At 60.8% G+C, this 15,446-nt stretch carries 11 protein-coding genes; 9 read left to right on the top strand and 2 right to left on the bottom strand.

Going from position 1 to position 15,446, the window contains the following annotated elements; genetic code table 11:
• Nucleotides 1–100: 100 nt before the first annotated feature.
• Complete coding sequence (locus tag NKH67_RS28950) at nt 101–1,774, bottom strand: ABC transporter substrate-binding protein (protein ID WP_352501375.1); 1,674 nt, start codon at nt 1,772–1,774, stop codon at nt 101–103.
• Nucleotides 1,775–2,072: 298 nt separating this feature from the next.
• Between NKH67_RS28950 and NKH67_RS28945 the strand changes: the two genes are divergently transcribed.
• The 8 genes from NKH67_RS28945 (at nt 2,073) to NKH67_RS28910 (ending at nt 12,493) form a co-directional block, all read left to right on the top strand.
• The gene (locus NKH67_RS28945; RefSeq protein WP_352501376.1) at nt 2,073–2,798 is read left to right on the top strand and encodes a LuxR family transcriptional regulator; all 726 of its coding nucleotides are present in this window, start codon (nt 2,073–2,075) and stop codon (nt 2,796–2,798) included.
• A 173-nt stretch (nt 2,799–2,971) separates the two neighbouring features.
• Nucleotides 2,972–3,871 (top strand): proline iminopeptidase-family hydrolase, encoded by a 900-nt coding sequence (locus tag NKH67_RS28940; RefSeq protein WP_352501377.1) that lies wholly within the window; start codon nt 2,972–2,974, stop codon nt 3,869–3,871.
• A 501-nt stretch (nt 3,872–4,372) separates the two neighbouring features.
• Complete coding sequence (locus tag NKH67_RS28935) at nt 4,373–4,621, top strand: hypothetical protein (RefSeq protein ID WP_352501378.1); 249 nt, start codon at nt 4,373–4,375, stop codon at nt 4,619–4,621.
• Between the two features lie 252 nt (nt 4,622–4,873).
• Nucleotides 4,874–7,612, top strand: coding sequence for an AMP-binding protein (locus NKH67_RS28930; protein ID WP_502893824.1), 2,739 nt, complete (start codon nt 4,874–4,876; stop codon nt 7,610–7,612).
• Nucleotides 7,609–8,592, top strand: a complete 984-nt coding sequence (nadE, locus tag NKH67_RS28925) for an NAD(+) synthase (protein WP_352501441.1) — start codon at nt 7,609–7,611, stop codon at nt 8,590–8,592. Before NKH67_RS28930 ends, nadE begins: the two co-directional genes overlap by 4 nt.
• Before the next feature lie 3 nt (nt 8,593–8,595).
• Nucleotides 8,596–10,617: an asparagine synthase (glutamine-hydrolyzing) gene (gene asnB / locus NKH67_RS28920; RefSeq protein WP_352501380.1), complete on the top strand. Its 2,022-nt coding sequence runs from the start codon at nt 8,596–8,598 to the stop codon at nt 10,615–10,617.
• Nucleotides 10,614–12,170, top strand: a complete 1,557-nt coding sequence (locus NKH67_RS28915; RefSeq protein WP_352501381.1) for a class I adenylate-forming enzyme family protein — start codon at nt 10,614–10,616, stop codon at nt 12,168–12,170. Before asnB ends, NKH67_RS28915 begins: the two co-directional genes overlap by 4 nt.
• 56 nt (nt 12,171–12,226) lie before the next feature.
• Entirely contained in the window at nt 12,227–12,493 is a 267-nt protein-coding gene (locus NKH67_RS28910) for an acyl carrier protein (RefSeq protein WP_023675628.1), read from the top strand.
• Between the two features lie 99 nt (nt 12,494–12,592).
• Here NKH67_RS28910 and NKH67_RS28905 read toward each other — a convergent pair whose 3' ends face one another.
• Nucleotides 12,593–13,285 carry a N5-glutamine methyltransferase family protein gene (locus tag NKH67_RS28905; RefSeq protein ID WP_352472474.1) on the bottom strand — a complete coding sequence of 231 codons (693 nt, stop codon included), beginning with the start codon at nt 13,283–13,285 and terminating at the stop codon, nt 12,593–12,595.
• Nucleotides 13,286–13,684: 399 nt separating this feature from the next.
• Between NKH67_RS28905 and NKH67_RS28900 the strand changes: the two genes are divergently transcribed.
• Nucleotides 13,685–15,436: a type I secretion system permease/ATPase gene (locus tag NKH67_RS28900; protein ID WP_352472473.1), complete on the top strand. Its 1,752-nt coding sequence runs from the start codon at nt 13,685–13,687 to the stop codon at nt 15,434–15,436.
• Nucleotides 15,437–15,446 lie beyond the last annotated feature (10 nt).

Genomic DNA, 15,446 nt, shown 5'->3' with positions numbered 1-15,446 from the left:
ATTGCCTGGGAAAAATCGCGGCCTGGAAGATGCGCTGATCCGCCGGAAAAGGAAATGCGACGGAGAGCCAGCGGCACTCCGTCGCATTGGCTCCGGTCGGCTATTCCACCCAGGACTGGCTGACAATCCAGTAGAATTGCGGGCTGAAGGTGAAGTTCTTCAGCCTGGAAGAGATCACATCGACGCGCTTTGGCGTGAACAGGACAGCGACCGGAGCCTTGTCCGTCACAGCCTTGTCGATGGCGGTCCAGAGTGTCGCGCCCTTGCCCGGATCGGCGATGGTGGCTGCCTCTGCCTCATCCATCGATGCGTCGATCGACTTGTCGCAGAACCCCGAAATATTGACCGAGGCGTCGGAGCCCGGCGTAAACGAGGCACAGCTGAACAAGACCTGCAGGAAATTCGATGGCGCCGGGTAATCCTGGAACCATTGCGAGATCGAAATCTGCACCTTGTTATTGGTGTTCTGGATGTAGGTGAACTGTATGTTCTGCGAGATCGGCTTGACCGACGTCTTGTAGCCAAGCTGGTTGAGCACATCCTGCAGGTAGACGCCGATCGCTTTGGAGACCGTGGTGTCCTCGGTGATGATCGTCACCTCCTGACCTGCGGTTCCCGATTCAGCGACCAATTGCTTGGCCTTGTCCATATCCGGTGCTGACCACTTCTCGCCCGGATTGGCGGTGAACGGGCAATAGGCCGCAAATGACGGGAAGCCCGGTGGCAGGATCTGGCAGGCCGGCTGCGCCAGATTGCTGCCGCCGAACAGCTTGACCATCGCGGCGCGGTCGATCGCGAAGTTCACTGCCTGGCGAACGCGGATGTCGTTGAACGGCGCCAGATTGGTGTTCATCGGCGCGTACCACATCGCTGTCAGCGGATGAACCGTGACCTGCTTGGCATATTTGGTGCCGAGTTCGGCGAGACGGTCGGACGGCGGCGGGTCGAACATCCAGTCCGCCTGGCCGTTCTCGACAGCGGTCACCGCCGCCTCGTCGGTTAGGCCGAATTCGTAGTCGATCTCGTCCGGATATCCGGCCGGCTGCGCTTCCTTGCTCCATTCCTTGAAATGAGGGTTGCGCACAATCTTCATCAGCTTGTTGGGATCGTAGCTGGCGATCATGTAGGGTCCGGTGCCCGGGATCGGATCGGTGCCGGCGTCCTTCAGCGGCGCGCTCGCCGGCAGGATCGACGCGTGCGGAACAGCCAGCTTCTGCAGGAACTCGGCATCCGGCTGGACCAGATTGAAGGTAATGTTTCCGGCGGCGTCGTCGACTGACAGGCCACCTTCGAGGGTACACGTCGCAGGCGTCTTCAAGCACGCATCCGCGCCGACGATGCCTTTGTAGAAGGTCCCGGCCGTCGGCCCGCTGATCTTGAAGATACGTTGGAACGAAGCCACCACGTCCTTCGTGGTGACATCCGAGCCATCCGCGAATTTGATGCCCTTGCGCAGCTTGAAGACGTAGGTCTTGCCGCCGTTCTCGACCTGCGGGAGGCTTTCCGCCAGGTCCGCGACGACTTCGAAGCCGGTCTTGTCCCCGGCCTTCTTGTAGGTCACCAAGCCATCGTAGAGGACATAATTGATCTGGAAATACTGCAGCGTGTAGTTGATGTGCGGATCGGCGGTGCCTGCCGCGGCATTGGCCAGCAGTCGGAGTGTGCCGCCTGGCTTGCCCTCGGTGGCCAGGGCACTGTTTGCCGGCGACATCATGGACACGCCGAGCAGAGCCAGGCAGGGCATCAACGCTGCAAATGCTTTTTGGGGTCGCATATTTGTTCCCTCATGGAGGCGTCTCGGCTTTTGCCGCGCTGAGCCCGGTCGATCGACCATTGCGCGGCTGAAACAGTCTGGGTTTGCGAACGGTGTCCGCTACTTGGCCCAATCGCAAAAGACTACGGCGAGCGAAGCCGGACGGGATAGCTATTAAGATTGATAGGTCGGACAGGCTTATCCCCGCCTATTTGTTGAGCAGCCGGCCGACATGGCTATTTGACAAGCAATCATCAGCGGGTAAGCTTGCCCGATGCAAAGCCTTCCAGGCGATCTAGAGAGCCGGTTCCAAACCGGAATGAGCATCGACGCTGCCATGGCGGTGGCAACGGAGGTGCTGGAGCCTATCGGTTTCACCGCATTCATCTACGACTATACGCCCGTGCCGGTCAGTCACAAGGGCGAGCTTATCACGCCCTCGTTGATGGCTCTGCGCAACGTGCCGCGCGATATGCAGGATCTCTGGTGCAAGGGCGGATATTATCAGCTTGACCCGGTGCAGGAGGCCGCGCTCACCGTATCGAGACCGTTTCTCTGGTCGCACAGCGGCGTTCAGAGCACCGTCATGCAGCGCGTGCTCCAGTCCAAGCACGATCCTGTGGTCAGCTATTTGCTTGACACCAGGATGACCTGCGGCGTCACCGTACCCATTCGCCTTGCCGGCGGCGATCTCGCCACCTTCACCGCGATCCGTGCCGATCCGGAGGCCGGGTTCGAGCTCCAAGCCAGACCCTTGATCGCCGAGATCGGAGATCTGGGTCATCTGCTGCATGACTCCGCCTACGCCGGTTTCGATGCCGGAATCCGCACCTGCCAACATGTCCATCTGACGTCGCGCGAACGTCAGTGCCTGCGCCTTGCCGCTGCCGGACTGACGGCCAAGCAGGTCGCGCGTGAGATTGGCCGCGCGGTGCCTACCGCAACGCTGCACCTCAACGCGGCGACGCGAAAGCTTGGTGCGCGCAACCGTTTCCATGCCATCGCGCTCGCCGCCCATTACCGGCTGCTCGAACCGGAGCATTGAGGCTCGCGACCTGCGGGCGATCGGCCTTGCCTCGGGCGAACCCATAACCGGCGAACCTATAAATAGTGCTAGCTGTAAATGCGCTGGGCCGCTTAGTACCGTCGGCCGCAAACAAGGCTTGGGAGGGGTGCACCAAAGTGGCTCCTGCCGCGCCATGATGCGGAGCTTGGACTGTGACGGCACATGCGATCACCGAAGGATTTAGCGACTACAAGGGCTATCGCACCTGGTACCGTGTGACCGGGGACCTCGGGTCGGGCAAGCTGCCCCTGGTCGTCGCTCATGGTGGACCGGGCTGCACCCACGACTATGTGGACTCATTCAAGGAGCTTGCCGGAACCGGGCGAGCCGTCATCCACTACGATCAGATCGGCAACGGCAAATCGACCCATCTGCCGGACAAGGGCGGCGACTTCTGGACCGTCGATTTCTTCCTGGGCGAACTCGATGCGTTGCTCGCCCATCTCAGCATTGCCGGCCATTATGCCCTGCTCGGCCAGTCCTGGGGCGGCATACTCTCGGTCGAGCACGCCGTGCGCCGCCCTGAGGGGCTCAAGGCATTGATCCTGGCCAATTCGCTGGCCTCGATGGCGCTGTGGGTGGAAGGAGCCCGGCAATTGCGCGCCGAGTTGCCAGCCGATGTGCAAAGTGCGCTCGACCGGCACGAAGCGGCGGGAACCACCGATCACCCCGAATATGTTGCGGCGACGAAGGCTTTCTACGACCGTCATGTCTGTCGCGTCGTTCCGATGCCGCCAGAGGTCGCCCGGACATTTGCGGCAATCGAGGAAGATCCGACCGTCTATCACACCATGAACGGTCCCAATGAGTTCCACGTCATCGGCACGATGCGGAACTGGACCATCGTCGACCGCCTGCATCGGATCGAGGCGCCGACCCTGGTTTTCCGCGGCTTCTACGACGAAGCGACCGAGGCCTGCGTCCAGCCCTTTCTGGATCTTATCCCGTACGTTGAAGGCCTGGTCTTCCCGAATTCCAGCCACATGCCGCATGTGGAGGAAAAGCACGACTGCCTCAGCGCCGTCGGGCGCTTCCTGGCCAAATACGATTGACGTTCCAGCACCAGGCCTTCTGTTCCAACGGATCGTCGACACGACGCAGTCGTCGTGAGGCACGTTCAGAAAACCTCGAACCGTCCCATTTCTCCGCCGACGCATATTGTTATGCCTCGGTGATGGCGACGCCACGCTATGTGGATGTCCCGCAAAGGCCTGCAGGGTCGTCCGATGAGGCCAAATCACGGGCAGAATGCCAGGTCACGGACAGCATACACGGACAGCATAAAGGAGCCCATTCGAGCGCCTTTTCCATTGCCCGCGGAGGCGGAGGCCTAAACGTTGCGGCGCAGATTGGCATGTCGCCGGCATGGCCGCAATCAGCCTGCCTTCCCCTGAACTGGCATCCCGTCGCTGAAAAACCTGACGGATACGGAGGACCAAGTTGCCGGTGGGTACGGAAAGTATCGGACCCAAAGTTTCGCCAAGCAGTTGCAACCGAATTCATTAGCCGGCGTTAAAGTGCGGGTGATCTAGCGGGGGCATGGGGAGGCTTTCATGCAGACGTATCTCGTCGAGCGTATGGACGGCGACGATGTTATCTCGGTGCGCGTTGTCAACGCGCCGAGTCCGTTCAGAGCCGCAGCCATGATGACGGACGGGCGTATTACCTTCCGAACGTGGGAAAAGGATTGGATCCGCGTGACCGACGAAAATCGGGGACAGATCTATGCATATTGTTTCGTCCCCGGCAGCTATTCCGATACCGAAGCATCGCCGGTATCGCGCGGGAGAACCACCGAATAGGCAATATGCCTGAATAGCGGCAATTCCATCTTCGACCCCACCGTGGTCTTCGAGCCCGCCTTGGCATGTGTCCGTGTCATGCGCACCACAACAGCCAGCGAGCCCGGCATGATTGGTTCGGCCGGTGGCTTGCGAAACAGGCGAAGTGACTAACCAAGCGTCCTTGAGGAAGATCGGGGCATCATCAGAATGATCGATGAAAAGATTGGGGCGGGGGGCGATAAGTGACCCTAATCTTAGCGTAGGCAACTCATGTCTTCGGCATATTTGGGATCAGAAATCGCGGATCAGGATCTAGCGGTGGATTGTCAGACAACGACCTCCGATAATTGGTCAAGTGTCCCACAATACGCACTGGATCAGGGTGGTCCCGTACTGCGTCCATTTCAAAGATTGGGCGTCGATTTTACCAACATTGCGGCCTTCGATCACCTGAGAAATGTCGTCCGCCAGTACCCCGACAAGCTTGCAATCAGCGACGGCGCCAATCGTCTGACCTATTCCCAGCTCCTCCGGTCAGTCGAGACGCTGTCCCACCAGATCGCGGCGGCCGTCCCAGACGGACAGGCGATAGGGATTCTTCAGGCCAACTCGGCCTGGTATCCCATTGCCATGCTGGCAAGCATGACGGCTGGGCGGCCTTCGGTGCCACTCAACGCGCGAGATCCTAGCTCGCGTATCCTTGAAATCGTGGCCGGGGCGCGGCTCTCAGCTGTCCTGGGCGAGGGCAATGTCCGACCCGATGGTTTGCCTCACCTGGTCAGTTGGATCGATGTGTCGACCAGGGCGGCCTCGCAGGCTGGGCAAGTGCCTCGTTCTTATTCCGTCTCGGTCGATGCGCCCGCCATCGTGCTTTATACGTCAGGGAGTACGGGCCGGCCCAAAGGCATCGTTAACAGCCAGCGCAGCTTGCTGTGCCGGGTCCAGCAATATGTCGATGCGTGCCACATCAACTCGGATGATGTTTTCCTGCCATTGACAGGACCGGCCACAATCGCCGGGTGCCGGGAGATTCTTGCTGCTCTTCTCACCGGCGCCACCTTGCATCTGGTCGAAGTCGAAGCGGTCGGCTTGCGCGCCGTTCAACGCCTGGTGCGATCCGAAAACGTGACAATCACCTATCTGGTGCCGGCACTGCTTCGCGCGCTTATGGCAGACGGACCTGCAGAAGCGTTCCATTCACTCAGAGTCGCCCGGATCGGTGGCGAGAAGGTGCCCTGGACCGACATCGCCCTGCTGCGCAAGGCCGTCTCCGATACGTGCCTTATCCAGATCGGTTACTCGTCAACCGAGACCACCGGTTCGCAATGGTTCCTGCCGCGAGACTGGCCAGAGCATGGAGATTCGGTTCCAGTTGGCTGGCTGCTGCCTGGAATCACCTTCGCAATTGTCGACGAAGCGGGCCGCCGCGTTCAACCGGGCCGTAGCGGAGAGCTTCTGATCAGGAGCCCGTATGTCTTGCTTGGCCATTGGGAGGACGGGGCGGTTGTGCCGGCAACATCAGACCCGCACGATCCAGGCCTTCGGATTTTCGCGACAGGTGACCTCGTTCGACTTGATGATCAAGGCCTGCTGCACATCGTCGGTCGCAATGGGCGCCAGGTAAAAATCAACGGTCGACGCGTCGAGCCAGCCGAACTCGAACGGGTGCTGCGTTGTGCACCCTCTGTCGCGGATGCCGTGGCAATCGTCACGGCCGCGAATGAGCTTGTCGCCTTTGCTATTCCTCGGCGCTCGGCCGAAGCGACCTTTTCGGACGAGCTTCGCCAGCTTGTCAGGACCAATCTGCCGCCGCCGCTGCGTCCCTTGCGGTTGCACACGATCGCCGAGATTCCGCGTCTGCCGAGCGGCAAAGTCGACATCACGACACTTGCAGAGATGGATCTTTCAGCCAGAGAGACAGCGCCGACCGCGCGTCCGCTCGAGCCGCAAGGCAAGCTGACCGCGCAGCAGGTCGTCCAGCGGGCATGGACCAGCATTCTCAATACGCGCGTGGCGGCAGGACGCTGGGATGACGCCGGAGGAGATTCGCTGAAGCTGCTGCACTGCGTCATGGAAATCGAAAGCGCCATCGGGCAGGAACTCGGCCTTGAGGCCTTCACCGTCGGGATGAGCCTGGAGCAAATGGTCAAGGCGGTCGTGTCCGCCCAGGCAGGCGATCAAAGCGCGCGCGCCCAGAAGCACGACCCTCCCGTTCTTTTTCTGTTCCCGGGGTCCGTCGGCTATGGCCCGAGCCTTGCTGCCTTTGCAGCAGCGATGGGCAAGGTGACCCGTGTTGCCCCGATCAGGTATCCGGCCCTGGCTATGATACTGCGCGGACAAGACAGCCTCGCCGATATGGCCGACGCCGCCGTCGACCAGATCCGCCGCGCCCAACCCTCGGGCCATGTACGACTTCTCGGCCATTCGCTCGGCGGCGCTGTTGCCTTCGAAGTTGCGGCGCGGCTGCTGGCAGCGGGGCGAACCGTAAAGTTCCTCGGCATCCTCGACACCAGCCTCGTCGGGGAGCGAAGCGCCCGCTGGGAGACGTTTACGCGCACAGTCAATCGAATCCGAACCAACCGCGTGTCCGCTTACCGGATGGCTTGCCGCGCCCTCGCGAAAGTTGCCGTGGCAATGAAGCGCGAGGCACAACTGGTCCAGTTTCTCGACCGCTTCGCTCAAGGACAGTTCAACGCGACGAGCTTTAGAACCAAACTGGAACTGCAAGAGGTTTTGCGCGCGCAAGCCTTCTTCCAGTGGGTGGCCGAGCCAAAGCCGGCTCTGCCGATCACAGGCACCCTGTTCCGCTGTGCTCGACCCGGAATGCCTCTGGCAATCGGCTGGGATAGCGTCTTCGCCCATCTGGACGTGATTCCGATCGTCGGCAGCCACATCGATCTGGTTGTAGAGCCTCACCTTACCACCAATCGTCCCCTTATCGAGAAAGCGGTGGCGAAAACCTATTCGCCAATCGAGTCTCGCAAACTGGAGTACAAGCCATCGACCTGATCTCATCATTCGGCAAAGACGCCCTGGTGCTCGACGCTGGCGCGGAAGCCGATCGCATCGTCCAGATCTTGCGCCAGCAGGTCCTTGGCACGCTGCGACGTCGAGGCGTGGTTGTCGGCCTCTCAGGCGGCATCGACAGCTCCGTCGTTGCGGCGTTGTGTGTTCGCGCCTTTGGGAAAGGCAAGGTCCTCGGGATATTCATGCCGGAGCGCCATTCCTCCGGCGACTCACTGAGGCTCGGCCGCATTGTCGCCGCACACCTTGGTATCGAAACGATCCTGGAGGATATAACGCCGGCCCTGGAAGCGACCGGCGCCTATAGACGGCAGACCGAAGCAATCCAGACCGTCGTTCCCGAATATGGGGACGGCTGGAAATGCAAGCTGGTGCTCGCCTCGGTTCTCGAGAGCAACGGTCTCAACATCACGCGCCTCACGGTTCAGGACCCCGAGGGCAGGACCGACACAGTGCGCCTGCCGTCGGCAGCCTATCTGCAGATCGTCGCTGCAACCAACTACAAGCAGCGCCTGCGCAAGATGACCGAATACTACCATGCCGACCGCCTCAACTACGCGGTAGCGGGCACGCCGAACCGCCTGGAGTACGACCAGGGCTTCTTCGTCAAGCAGGGCGACGGAATTGCCGACCTGATGCCAATCGTCCACCTCTACAAGACCCAGGTCTACCAATTGGCCGAATATCTTGGGGTGGACGAAGAGGTCCGGCGCAGACCGCCCACCACGGACACCTTCTCGATGGCGCAGAGTCAGGAGGAGTTCTACTTCGCGCTTCCTTATTATCTGATGGATCTGTGCCTCTACGGCTTGAACCATGGGATCGCCGACGAAGACGTCGCTGAGGTAACCAGCCTCACGGTGATGCAGGTCCAGAAGGTTTTCAAGGATATCGACAGCAAGCGGCGCGCCGCACGTTATCTTCACGCGCGGCCGTTGGTGTCCTCTTCAATGGGCGAGGGCTAGGCGATGTGCGGCATCGCCGGAATTGTGTCGCTGAGCGCCGCAGCGGCGCCCCCTTCCCGGGATGCGCTGATACGTATGGCGGGCGCGCTGGCGCATCGCGGCCCGGACGAGCGCGGCCTTTACCGGGACAGACGTGCGGGATTGGCGCATGCCCGCCTGTCCGTCATCGATCTCGCAAGCGGCCAGCAGCCACTCGCCGGCGCGGGCGACACGATGTGGATCGTCTTCAACGGCGAAATCTTCAATTACGTCGAGCTGCGACAAGATCTGGTCGCGCTCGGTTATCGCTTCCGCACACGCAGCGACACCGAGGTCATCGTCCATGCCTATCATGCCTGGGGCGAGGCCGCCTTCGAGCGAATGAATGGGCAGTGGGCAGTCGCCATCTGGGACTCCGTGGCAGGTCGTCTCGTCTTGTCTCGGGATCGGTTCGGCATCTGCCCGCTGCACTTTTGCGAGCATGGCGGGCGGCTTTACTTCGCCAGCGAGGTGAAGGCCATTTTCGCGGCCGATGCGGATATACCCCGCGCCTTCGATCCAGCCGGCATCGATCAGACTTTCACACTCTGGACTGTCGCGCCGCCACAAGGCGTGTTTGGAGGAGTAAGCGAACTCACGCCGGGGCATGTCCGCATTTATGACAGCGGCGTCGTCCGGGAGCGGGCTTTTTGGAAGCCTGACTATCCAGAGGTTGACGGACCCGGCGATGATGAATTCACCGGCTCGCTTGATGACGCGGTGGAGGAAGTGCGCAGCGCCCTGGAAGCCGCGACGGCGCTCAGGATAGTACGCGCCGACGTGCCGGTCGGCTGCTATTTGTCCGGCGGGCTCGACAGCTCGCTGGTCGCCACGCTGGGGAGACGCTTCGCGGGCGAGCGCTTCCAGACTTTCTCGCTGCGTTTTGCCGACGCCGAGTATGATGAGACGCATTTCCAGCGCTTGGTTGCCGGCGTGGCCGGCAGTGACCATCATGAGGTGGTTGTTTCGCGCAGCGATATCGCTGGCATCTTCCCTGAGGTGATCTACCACACCGAGCGGCCAATCCTCAGGACCGCGCCGGCGCCGCTGTTCCTGCTCTCGAGACTGGTGCGCCAGCACGGCATCAAGGTCGTGCTTACCGGCGAAGGGGCCGACGAAATGTTCGCCGGCTACGATTTGTTCCGCGAGGGCAAGGTCCGCCGCTTCTGGGGACGCCAGCCCGCCTCGACGCGACGCTCGCGGCTGCTGGAGCGCCTCTATCCCTATCTCAGCCGCTCGCCGGTGCAGCAGCAGGCAATGGCACGCCAGTTCTTCGGGCGCGACATTCACGCCTGTGACGCGCCAGGTTTTGCGCATGGCACGCGCTGGCGTACCACAAGCGCCATCAAGCGGCTGTTTTCGGCAGACATACGCGCCCAAACGGAGCGCCGCAACGCCGTGTCCGAACTGCTTGCCCGCCTGCCGCCGGAGTTTTCGCGATGGGGCTCTCTTGCGCAGGACCAGTACATAGAGATTCAGACGCTGATGTCGGGATACCTGCTTTCCTCACAAGGGGACAGAATGCTGATGGCTCATTCCGTCGAGGGGCGCTTCCCGTTCCTCGATCATGAACTCGTGAGACTCGCGAATTCGCTTCCGGCCGCCTACAAGCTGCGCGTGCTCGATGAAAAGCATGTGCTGAAGCGCGTAGCGCAACCGATCGTGCCGTCGGAAATCGTCACCCGCAAGAAGCAGCCTTACCGGGCTCCCAACGCGCTTTGCTTTGTCGCAGATGGCGCTCCGGCCTATATTCGCGAAGCACTTTCGGAGGCGGCGCTGCGCGAAGCGAACGTCTTCGATCCCAAGTCGGTCACCCGGCTCTTGAGCAAGTGCCAGGCCAGCGCCGGCGGCGGCGACCTGTCCAACTCCGACAATATGGCGCTGGTCGGAGTGCTGTCGACGCAGCTTCTCCATCGGCAATTTATCGCGAGCCGTCCAAATGGGGCCCGCACGCTCAAGCTCAGCATCGATATCGACCGCGAACACCGCGAAGAGGTGCTCGCATGATGCATGGCGCCGTACCGCTCCTGCACGACTATCTCACCCACTCTGCCAGCCGGCTCGGCGAGAAGGTGGCCCTGGTGTGCGGCAATCAACGCGTCACTTATGGCGATCTCGATATGCGTTCGAACGCCATAGCGCACCATTTGACCGATGCCGGAATTGCGCGTGGCGATCGCGTGGTGGTCTTCGCCGACAACACTGTCGAGGCCGTCGTTGCGTTCTGGGCGGTGCTAAAGGCCAACGCCGTGGTGTGCATCGTCAATCCGCTCACCAAAAGCGACAAGCTTGATTATCTGCTCAACGATTGCCGCCCGACGGCACTGATCACCGACAAACACCTGCACTCGATTTTCAGCGAGCCGGCGCGGAATTGCCCATCGTTGCGCCGCATGATCGTCTCCGGGCCGATCGAACACAGCGACCTGCAAGAATTGCCGCATGCTGTGCGCTGGGACACCGCGGTCGCGGCAGCCCACAGCACGCCGCCCTGGCGCCGCTGCATCGACATCGATCTCGCTGCGATCATTTATACGTCCGGCTCGACGGGCGAGCCCAAGGGCGTGATGCTGACGCATCGAAACATGATCGCCGCGTGCGCCTCGATTTCCTCATACCTGGCGCTTGCCGAAGACGAGGTGATCCTCAATGTCCTGCCGCTCGCCTTCGACTACGGTCTTTACCAGATGATCATGGCATTCGGCGCGGGCGCCCGGCTGGTGCTTGAGCGCTCATTCGCCTTCCCGGCGCAGATCCTTGGGCTGATCAAGCAAGAAAGGGTGACGGGTTTTCCCGGCGTACCGACCATCTTCGCCGCACTCGGGGAGCTCAGGTCTCTCAGGGATCAGGATTTTTCGAGTATTCGCTACGTCACGAACACTGCGGCCGCCCTGCCGCTCAAGCACATTCTCCTGCTGCAGGAACTGTTTTCTGGCGCCCGCATCTATTCGATGTACGGCCTTACCGAATGCAAGCGCTGCACCTACCTGCCGCCGGAGGATCTGGAGCGAAAGCCGTCGAGCGTCGGGATCGCCATCCCCAATACGGAAATGTGGATTGTCGACGAGCATGACAGGCGGGTCGGCCCCGGCATCGTTGGTCAGCTCGTCATCCGCGGAGCGACGGTGATGAAGGGCTATTGGGGCAAACCGGAGGCGACAGCCAGGAAGCTCAAGCCCGGCCTGCTGCCGGGTGAGCAGGTCCTATACACCGGCGACTACTGCCGGATGGACGCCGAGGGCTACCTCTACTTCGTCGGTCGCGGCGACGAGATCATAAAATCGCGCGGAGAGAAGATAGCGCCGAAGGAGGTGGAAAACGTGTTGATGAACATTGCGGGCGTACGGGAAGCCGCGGTCATCGGCGTTCCGGACGAACTGCTCGGGCAAGCAGTGAAGGCATTTGTCGTGATGGAGCAGGGAAGCATGATCGGTGAAAAGCAGTTGCAGAAAGAGTGCCAGAGACGGCTGGAAAACTTCATGGTTCCGAAGTCCATCGTCATCGTACCCAGTCTGCCGATGACCGACACGGGTAAGCTCAAAAAAACGGCCCTGTCATGAGTCGGTACCAGGGCGAAGTTGATCAGCATTCATCTTTTGTACCGGAGGCGAAATAAATGTTATCTACCAAGGATAGAACCGATACCTGCAGCGAACAAATTCGCGCTTTCCTGGCCTCGAATTTCTATATAGCCGATCCCGAGAGCCTGGAGAGCGACACCTCGCTCCTCGACCAGGGCATCGTGGACTCGACGGGTGTGCTCGAGGTTATCGGCTTCATCGAGGAGACCTTCGGCATCACGGTCGAAGACAGCGAGCTGCTGCCGGAGAATCTCGATTCCATCGAGGGAATTGCGCAATACGTCATGCGCAAGAGAAACTGACGCAAGAGAAACTGATTTCCGAAATCTCGCGCAACTCTGTTTCAACTTCCCGGCCGTTTCTAGCCGCGACAGCGCGTCTACCTGCCGCGGCTGCGATGCTTACGCCTGCGCCCTCGTATGTCCCACAACCACCCTGACCTCACCGGCCTGGTTGGTGACTGCCCGGATACTCTCATAGGCCTTGGAACGCTCGAGCAAACTCATGACCTGCCGATCCTGGCCAAGCCCCACTTCGAAAAGCAGGATGCCTCCGCGCCGCAAATAGCGCGGCGCCTCCTTGAGCACCCGCATGTGGATGCTCAGGCCGTAGGGGCCGGCTGCGAATGCTTCACGCGGCTCGAGCTCGACCAGATGCGAACGGTCGCCCTCGAGCCGTTTTTCCGAAATGTAGGGCGGGTTGCAAACGATCACGTCGATCGTGCCGTCGAGCTCCAAGCCTGAGAAGGCGCTGAACAAGTCGCCCTGAAGCACCGTTACCCGGTCCTCGATTTTAAGATGGGTGACGTTGCGGCGCGCGACCTCCACGCATCCGTCGGTAAGATCGCTTGCCCACACGCGCGCGGTGGGAGCGTGGTGCGCGATGGCGCACGCCAGATTGCCCGCCCCACAGCACATGTCGACAACGCGAGGCACCGGCAGGTTCAGTTGGCTCAGGACATCGAGAGCGGCCTTGCCGAGCAGTTCCGTTTCCGGCCGAGGAACAAGCGCACCGGGCGAGACCAGCAACTGCAATCCCATGAAGGTGCTGCGCCCCCTGCCGTAGGCATCGGCAACATTGATCTCTTCGCTCACGACACTCGCCTCCCCGATTTAGCCGGCGTTGGTGGCCGACGTACCGATGAAGTGTATCTCAAAACCGTTTAACTCTCGATCGACAAAATCAAAACCCATCCGTCGCCAGACGCTTTGAAGCCTTGATGCTACAAAGATGATCATAAGCTTCTGCCGGGTGTCATGATTAGGAATATCTCCTTACCTGACCCGGTTATCCCCAGCTTGGCGAGCCAGTTGCCGAATTCTCAGCCTGGCGTCACGATTTTGCTACATTTTAATCAAAGAAGGCACGTATGTAAGCAATTCGTAATGTTCAGCAGCGGGGCGGGGCTGCTGCTTCCCGGAAGGTTAAAGTTTGTCCCTCATCGAAAGAATCGACGAGATTGCGCGGCAATTTCGCGTCAACGAGCGCACATCATGAAGTCGACCAAAGGGCGCTCGCTCGATCTCCGCTCCGCAATGTTCGGCTGTGTGCACGGCCTCGTCGGCGTAGGCGTTTTCTCGGCATTGATAAATATCCTCGCCTTGACCGGCTCCGTCTACATGCTCCAGGTCTATGACCGCGTGCTGCCTTCGCAGAGCGTGCCGACTCTTATCGGATTTACAGTCGGGATGCTGGGACTTTACGCGGCCTATGGGCTCCTCGATTTCGTGAGGCTTCGCCTGTTGGTCCGCATCGGCAGCCGCCTGCATAGAAATCTGCAGCAAAAAGCGTTCGCAGCCTCGCTTTCCCTGCCCCTCGTCGCCGGGCCGGATGCGAACCGGGTACACCCGCTTCGTGATCTGGACCAGCTACGTGGCTTTCTTTCCGGGCTCGGGCCGACAGTCTTGTTCGACGCTCCCTGGATACCATTTTATATGGTGGTCATCTATCTGCTGCACCCCGCGCTTGGCGTGCTGGCAACGCTCGGCGCATGTGCCGTTGTGTTTTTGACGGTGGTTGCCGAGATCATCGGCCGCAAACCAGCGGCTCGTGCATCTGAGACACTCGTAGCGCAGCGGCTTCTGGCCGACTCCGGCCGCCGCAACGCAGAGGTTGTTCAGGCGATGGGCCTTTCCGCCCCGCTTAGCCGGCGCTGGAACGAGGTCAGTCATCTTTATCTGAAGAACCAGGAACGGCTCTCCGACGTCGTCGGCGCAGCAAGCTCACTGTCGAAGACGCTCCGAATGGCCCTGCAATCATGTGTGCTGGGGCTTGGTGCCTACCTTGTGATCGGCGGCGAGGCCTCGCCCGGCGTGATCATTGCATCGTCCATATTGCTGGGCCGCTCGCTGGCACCGGTCGATGTGGCGATCGCAAACTGGAGAGGGTTTCTGGCAACCCGCAAAAGCTATTCCGAGCTGGCGGCAGCCCTGGATGCTTTTGATAGCCAGCAAGAGCCAATGGAACTGCCCGGCCCGAAGGCTGAGCTTGCGGTCGAGGAATTGACCGTCGCGCCACCAAGCCTGCAGAAGCCCACCATCTTCAATGTAAGCTTCCGCTTGGCGAGAGGCGCAGGGTTGGCGGTCGTCGGCCCGAGCGGCTCCGGCAAGACCACGCTCGTGCGCGCTTTGGTCGGCGCATGGAAGCCGCTTCGTGGCACGGTAAGATTGGACGGCGCCTCGCTCGATCAGTGGAACTCAGAACTGCTCGGCATTCATATTGGCTACCTGCCGCAGGACGTTGAGCTGTTCGACGGGACGATCGCCGACAACATTTCGAGGTTCGGCGGTAAAAGCGACGCAAAAGGCGTGCTGGCAGCTGCCAAGGCTGCGGGCGTGGACAAGATGATCATGCGTCTTCCGCAGGGTTTTCAAACACGCATCGGAGAAGGCGGCGCGGCCCTTTCGGCTGGGCAGAGGCAGCTCGTCGGGCTTGCCAGGGCACTTTACGGCGATCCATTCCTCGTCGTTCTTGACGAACCAAATTCCAATCTGGATGCAGACGGTGATGCTGCTTTGGCCGGCGCAATCCTGGCAGTGCGTCGGCGCGGCGGTATCGTGATCGTCGTTGCGCATCGCCCCTCCGCTCTCGTCAACATCGATCAGGTACTCGTCCTGTCGAACGGGATGCTCCATTCGTTCGGCTCGCGCGAAGACGTTCTGGCAAATGTGGTCCGGCCCTTCCCGCGCCCGGACAAGCCAAACATTGTCGTTCCGCTGCAGCACGGTGCAAGCGGGCATGCGTGAGGTATTGCTT

Origin of the sequence: Mesorhizobium sp. M0968, assembly GCF_040319065.1 — a bacterium.
In the GTDB taxonomy this organism is placed as follows: Bacteria; Pseudomonadota; Alphaproteobacteria; order Rhizobiales; family Rhizobiaceae; genus Mesorhizobium.
Note: the sequence above shows the minus strand (reverse complement) of the source record. Positions and strands in the feature narration are given on the sequence as shown.